1 protein-coding gene and 1 pseudogene are annotated in these 1928 nt (G+C 33.8%); both read right to left on the bottom strand.

The annotated features are described in order from the left end of the window. Positions 1-621, bottom strand: a pseudogene (locus EV203_RS13245) (helix-turn-helix domain-containing protein); the annotation flags it as partial. 148 nt (positions 622-769) lie between these two features. Then, positions 770-1747 carry an NAD-dependent epimerase/dehydratase family protein gene (locus tag EV203_RS13240; RefSeq protein ID WP_132040912.1) on the bottom strand — a complete coding sequence of 326 codons (978 nt, stop codon included), beginning with the start codon at positions 1745-1747 and terminating at the stop codon, positions 770-772. Positions 1748-1928: the final 181 nt, after the last annotated feature.

The raw sequence follows: 1928 nt of genomic DNA, 5'->3' as shown, positions 1-1928 counted from the left end.
CCCAGCCGAAGGCTGGGAATTTGTTCCGCCGTTAGGCGGGTTGTTGTATATATATTTTTCTGTTTTATATTTTTCTGTTTTATTATTATTCTGTTCCGTCTGAAATTTTTTCAGAGGGGGCTCTGTTATTTTTTCAGAGGGGCACTGAAAATTTTTCAGTGGGGCACTGAAATTTTTGCAGAGGGGGTCTGAAATTTTTTCAGTTGCCTCCTCCTGAACCTCTTCTTCAACAGTATCCTCAAATGGGTTTGTCTCTTGCTCTTTTCCTTCAAGAAGTGATATAATTTTTTCGAAAAGGCCTGTGAAGTCATAATAGTTTGCTATTTGTCCGCCGCGTTCATTAGTACGACTGATGACACGAAGATAGCCTTTTCCTATGAGAGAGTTTTTGTAATTATGCAGAGTACGCTCGGAAACTCCGGTGTACTCTGCCATTTTTCTTAGTGAAGGCCTTGGCAGTTCTGTTGTCCACTTAAAGCGCAGTATCTGAGCTACAAACCAGCATTCCCCAACAGACAGCCCTAATTCTTTCTGAAAAGAAAAAACAGCATCCGGGATGCTGGCAATTCCGCTTCTGACAATAACCTCACCAAATCTGGCAGTAAAATTTGACCAAAACATGATACCAACCCCTTTATGCCTGAAAAAATCCTGATAGGTTCCCGAAGGGGTTCTATCAGGATTTTTTCAGGGTATGATTTTACTATCATTTTTTTGACTACTGAGAGTAAGAATAAATTAATACTCCAAAATCAAACATCTATAGTTGCTAAATTAAACTTCTCTCTTCAAGCCAAAGTACCGTATCATATATTGTTTCCCTTATAGGTCTCGGATTATATCCTAATTCTTTTTTAGCTTTTTCATAAGTGAAATTCGAGTTACTATTTAAACTATAAATAGCGTAAGAGGTATATGTAGGCTTTTCTTTTGTTATTTTATAGTAAATGTCAGCAAAGTATGAAAAAAACTCACCAATATATCTATTAATGACAATAGTAGGTTTTTTTATTCCTGTTATTTCTTCAAGATAAGAAAATAGCTTTTCTATAGTAACTACTTCTCCCGAAAGAATATAATTTTCGCCTGCTTTCCCTTTCTCCCATGCCAGTATTATACCTTCTGTTACGTCTCTTACATCAACAAAATTATACGCACCTTCTATTGAAAACTTATATCTTCCTCTTAAATAATTAATTATAACCTGGTTCATAAAAGAAATTTTATAGTCATAAGGTCCAATAACTCCTGAAGGATGAACAACAATAGGTTCCATACCTAATTTTTGTGATTCTAAAACTTTTGCTGTAGCAATTGCTTTTGATTTTGCGTAATCACCTTTTACGTAAGCCGGATTAAAATCTTTGTTTTCTTTAATTACTTTTCCTTTAGGTTCTTCTTTTAATGCATGGACCGAGCTAACATAAATAAGTGTTTTTATATTATTTTTTATACACGCCTCTATCACATTTTCTGTTCCATGTACATTTACGTCATATACTCTTTTATCTTTTGTAAAAATTGAAATAAAACTTGCAAGATGAAATACAATTTCGCCCCCTTTGAAACAATCAATTAGGCGAGCTTTATTTCGAATATCTGTAAATTCAATTTCAACATTCAAGCCAAATATAGAAGTTAAATCTTCACCAGGAGGTACTATTATTTTCACCTTATAACCCTTTTCTAACAATTTTTTCACTAACACATTTCCAATATGACCTGTCCCACCAGTAACTATAATCACTATATTCCCCCTCTCCTTTTACGTTACCTCATTTTAAATTATTTTAACATTTTCTACCCTAATTTACAAATATGTTTATCAGGCACGATAGTGTCAAGATACTGTAGGATTTTTTTAAGACAACCCCTGAAACTTAGTTAATTTCAGCCTTCAACTTATCATGCTTTTTTATATAACTTGT

The sequence above is a fragment of the Caldanaerobacter subterraneus genome (genome assembly GCF_004345675.1).
Classification (GTDB): Bacteria; Bacillota; Thermoanaerobacteria; order Thermoanaerobacterales; family Thermoanaerobacteraceae; genus Thermoanaerobacter; species Thermoanaerobacter subterraneus.
This window is presented reverse-complemented; position numbering and strand designations above follow the sequence as displayed.